Origin of the sequence: Mesorhizobium sp. M7A.F.Ca.CA.004.12.1.1 (assembly GCF_003997835.1) — a bacterium.
Lineage (GTDB): Bacteria > Pseudomonadota > Alphaproteobacteria > Rhizobiales > Rhizobiaceae > Mesorhizobium.
Genome location: NZ_RZRK01000667.1, coordinates 1 through 3,457, shown reverse-complemented (window position 1 = coordinate 3,457; position 3,457 = coordinate 1). Strand labels below are relative to the sequence as shown.

The 3,457-nt window shown below is 64.6% G+C and carries 4 protein-coding genes; all 4 read right to left on the bottom strand.

What is annotated here, in order from left to right; genetic code table 11:
• The coding region (locus EN984_RS27310) for an aminotransferase class III-fold pyridoxal phosphate-dependent enzyme (RefSeq protein WP_127384089.1) at positions 1 to 641 on the bottom strand (641 nt) is incomplete at its 3' end.
• 21 nt (positions 642 to 662) lie between these two features.
• Positions 663 to 1,331 (bottom strand): HAD-IA family hydrolase, encoded by a 669-nt coding sequence (locus EN984_RS27305; protein WP_127266751.1) that lies wholly within the window; start codon positions 1,329 to 1,331, stop codon positions 663 to 665.
• The gene (locus EN984_RS27300; RefSeq protein WP_127266750.1) at positions 1,328 to 2,608 is read right to left on the bottom strand and encodes a Tm-1-like ATP-binding domain-containing protein; all 1,281 of its coding nucleotides are present in this window, start codon (positions 2,606 to 2,608) and stop codon (positions 1,328 to 1,330) included. The genes EN984_RS27305 and EN984_RS27300 overlap by 4 nt, the downstream gene beginning before the upstream one ends.
• Positions 2,608 to 3,378 carry an IclR family transcriptional regulator gene (locus EN984_RS27295; protein ID WP_127266749.1) on the bottom strand — a complete coding sequence of 257 codons (771 nt, stop codon included), beginning with the start codon at positions 3,376 to 3,378 and terminating at the stop codon, positions 2,608 to 2,610. The genes EN984_RS27300 and EN984_RS27295 overlap by 1 nt, the downstream gene beginning before the upstream one ends.
• Positions 3,379 to 3,457 lie beyond the last annotated feature (79 nt).

Sequence of the window (3,457 nt, the reverse complement as noted above, 5' to 3'; positions counted from 1 at the left end):
TGGAAGGCGATTTCGTCCTCCAGCGCCTTGGCGCACAGTTTCGCCAGCCGCGCTGGGTTGGTCTCATCGAACGGGTTGCGGAAGGTCCAGGGCGCGGGAATGTGGAAGACGCCGGGCAGCAGAGGCTCGTAGTTGCGACGGAAATTGGCGTTGCCGTTAACCGACGCGCCGCCGAAATGCGTGCCGTGATAGCCCTTCTTCAGGGCGAGGAATTTTGTCCGGTCGGCCTGGCCGCGGATCTTCCAGTATTGCCTGGCCAGCCGAAGTGCCGTTTCTACTGAATCCGAGCCGCCCGAGGTGAAGAAGGTCCGCACCATGCCTTCTGGCTCGAACCATTCGCAGAGTTCGTAGGCGAGTTCTATCGACGGCCCGGTCGAGGTGCCGCGAAAGCCGGAATAATAGGGCAGCGCCGAAAGCTGGTCGGCGATCGCCTGCTTGATCGGGTCGCAGCTGTAGCCGAGATTGACGTTCCACAGGCCGCCGACGGCGTCGAGCACGGTGTTGCCGGCGATGTCGGTGACCATCACACCCTCGCCTTTCATGATCACCTTTGGCGGGTTGGCCCGCGTCTCGGCCGGATGCGCCATCGGGTGCCAGATCGGCTTGGCGTTGGTTTCGGTGAGAAAATTGATGTCGCGCATAGAGGACTCCGCAAAAAAATCTCAGGCAACTGGGACGAGGCCGAAATGACCGAGGGCCTCGGCATAGGAATGAGCCGGGCGAGCGACGTCGAAATGGACCGTGCGCATGCCGGCAGCAGAGCCGCCATCGACATTGCGCTGCTGGTCGTCGACGAAGACGCAAGCGCCGGCAGGCAGGCCGAGCGCCTCGGTGACCAAGGCATAGGCGCGTGGATCGGGCTTGAGGATGCCGGTATAGGTGGCGTCGACGATGAGGTCGAACAGGCCGAGCAACGGCAGCCGCCGGCGGAAATCGGCGCCGTAGAACAGGTCGAGTTCGTTTGACAGGATCGCCAGCCGAAAACCCGCCGCATGCACCGTGCGAATGGCGCTGTCGGCCTCGGGCCGCACCACCTTTTCCGGCTCGGCGCCGCGCGCTCGTTGGACGAAGGTCTCCATCGCCTGCCAGTCCTCGCCGACCAGCCGACCGACCTCACTGGTGCGGGAGCGCCAGTAGTCGCGCTCGCTGATCTCGTCGGCCTGCATCGCGCGCCACAGCGGATCGCTGTCCGGATCGAACGGCCCGCGCCATTGCAGCGTTCCCGGCGCAAGGCCGAGCGCCTGTTCGGTCAAGGCATGCGTCTCGAACAGCGTCCGGGTGACGACGCCGCCGAAATCAAGGACAAGCGCCTGGGCGGGAACAGCGCTCACGCTGCCACTCCCTTGGCCGGCTTGCCGCGCGGGACGATGCCTTCCTCGACCCAGCGGTCGAATATCTCGAGCGCCTTGCCGACGAAGTCGTCGCTGTTGATGTGAGCGTCGATCTCGTGGAACTCGACCCCGGCGGGAATAGCCCTGCGCATTTCATCTGCGAAGGCCGCGAGAGCCTCGGGTTCATAGAGCGGCTCGCCCTGCACGTCCCATTCCTGGATGCCGCCGGTAGGCAGGATGAAGGCGGAGCGGCCTTTCGCGGCGCCGAGCTTGGCGGCGATGGTCCTGGCGACCTGCCGACGATCGTCGGCATCGACGGTGATCGACGCGATCAGCCTGTTGTGGGCATGAAAGGGCCGCGTCGAGAATTTAGCCGGCAAATCCTGCCAGGTCGGCAGATCGACCATGTCGACCGCCCCGGGTGCGGCGATCTGCGGAGTGCCGCGAGCGCCGGCATTCTCCAGCCGGTCGGTGCCGGAACTGACGACGGAGCCCGCGAGATGATTGGTAATTTCCTGCAGGCTGAAGTCGAACACCGCGCAAAAATGGTCCTGACCGGCAATCGATTCGAAGGCGCGGCCGCCCATTCCGGTGGTGTGGAAGACGGCAACGTCATAGCCGCGCTGTTCCAGCGCCGGCTTCAGCGTCTTCATGTAGCGCAGGCAGCTGCTGCCGAGCGAGGTCATGCCGATGGTCGGGCCGATTGCTGGAGCCGACATGCGGGCCTCCAGCACAATCCTGGCCGCGCCGACGACCGCACCACAGGCCTGTGACAGGACCAGCCTGCAGATCGAGTTGAGGCCGTACAGCCCGCCGGCCCAGAGGATCATCATCAGGTCGGGCGCGACGCGCTCGGGCGGGATGAGATGCGAATAGGCGATGGTCGAGACGACGAATTTCGGCACACCGAGCGGCAGGCAAAGCGCCACGTCGAGCGCCAGATCTGTCCCCATCGAACCGCCGATGGCGATGAAAGCGTCGATCTCGCCGTTTTGATGGAGCTTGCGCACCAGCTGCACCGCGCCGCCGGCCATCAGCGTCATGGCGGTGTTCTCATCACCGCTCGAGACGATCTCGGCGATCGTCACATCCACGGCCCGGGCCACGGCATGCTTGTCGTGGTCCGGGCTGTAGGGCGGGTCGCCCAGCACGCTGACATCCATCATCACGGCGCTGCCGCCTGACTGCTCGATGCACTGTTTCATGAACAGCAGCTCTTCGGCCTTTGTGTCGCCCGTGCCGATGACCAGGATGCGGGGCGCTGTCTCCGAGGGCATCAGGCCTGCCTCCTCAAGATTTGCAGGTTTTCGCCGTTGAGGCGCATGGAAATCTCCCGTGCCGCCTCCCTCACGGCAAGTCCCCGCTCCGTGATCGCGGCTGCCGTCGTTCTGGCCTTTGGCGCCGCCACCGCGATGGTGCCGAGCGCAAAGCCATCCGCCCCGCGGATTGCCGCCGCGACGCTGATCACACCTTCCTCATAGCCCTGGTCGCAGATCGAATAGCCGCGCTCGCGCGCCTCGCTCATGCATCTTGAGATGGCGGCCGGCTCGATCAGCGTATGGGCCGTGAAAGCGTCGAGGGAACCCGTCAGGCACGCCTTGACGGTCTCGTCGCGGGCGAAGGCCAAATAGGCGATGCCCGACGCGGTCGAATGCAGGGGCAACAACTGACCGATGTCGATGTTGACCCGGTTCGCCCATGCCGGATGCTCGACATGGACGGTGACCAGCCTGTCGACGCCGAATTCCGACAAATGCACGGTCTCGGCCGTCGATGCTGCCAGGTCCCGCACCAGCGGAACAGCTGTCTGCAGGAAAGGAAAGCGCGCTTCGCGGATGCGCGCCAGCCGCGACAGGCCGGCGCCGAGGCGATAGTGCCGCGTGCCGATATCCTGCTCGACAAAACCATGGCCGGCCAGCGCAACCAGCAGCCGCCGTGTCGTCGCCTTGTCGAAGCCCGAGCGGCGCGCCAGATCGGACAGGCCGAGCTCGGGCTCGTCGACGCTGAACAGCTCCAGAAGCGAGATCGCTTTTCCGACCGTACTCAAATTTGCCTCCCGGTTCGGGACAATCATTTAACGTGTGAATTAACTTGACAGGCATCGGCATTGTTTGCAAGTCTATATT

Bases quoted from the DNA above. Each gene is read 5' to 3' on its own strand.
- EN984_RS27300 (WP_127266750.1), bottom strand. From the start codon at position 2,608: ATGCCCTCGGAGACAGCGCCCCGCATCCTGGTCATCGGCACGGGCGAC.